Source organism: Phytobacter sp. V69, from assembly GCF_965644215.1.
Lineage (GTDB): Bacteria > Pseudomonadota > Gammaproteobacteria > Enterobacterales > Enterobacteriaceae > Phytobacter.
This window is the reverse complement of record NZ_CBFFRL010000539.1, coordinates 1-390: the sequence shown is the minus strand read 5'-3', so window position 1 is coordinate 390 and position 390 is coordinate 1. Positions and strand designations below refer to the sequence as shown.

Here is a 390-nt window from a genome sequence, read left to right as displayed (position 1 = left end):
TAGTCATGATAATAGGGCCTTATGATTAGAAGGCCCTATTATCAATGATTTTTATCCTCGTGACGACACTATCTAAGAAATAGCCAATAAAGAACATGCCTGCACCCACCCCAAATACCGTGGAAGAGAATCCCAGGTCCTGGTTCATGGTGAGCGCAGCAAAGCCGATATTAATACGATCAAAAAACGCAATGAAATAAGCGAACATCACGAATGGTACTATTCGCCACGATATTTTCGTGAGGGTAATCTGCTCTATTGATGGATTCATGTCATCGTTTCCAGCGGTAATATAATAATGGCAGGCGACGTGATGAGCGAATTCAGATAATAAGTGCAACGCTCGGACATGATTGTGGAGAGTGTAGGAGGAAGGGTTAACTACCGATA

1 pseudogene is annotated in these 390 nt (G+C 42.6%); it reads right to left on the bottom strand.

The features are described 5' to 3' along the window. Positions 1-52: 52 nt before the first annotated feature. Positions 53-271: pseudogene (locus ACSZPU_RS26370) on the bottom strand (MFS transporter); the annotation flags it as partial. Positions 272-390 lie beyond the last annotated feature (119 nt).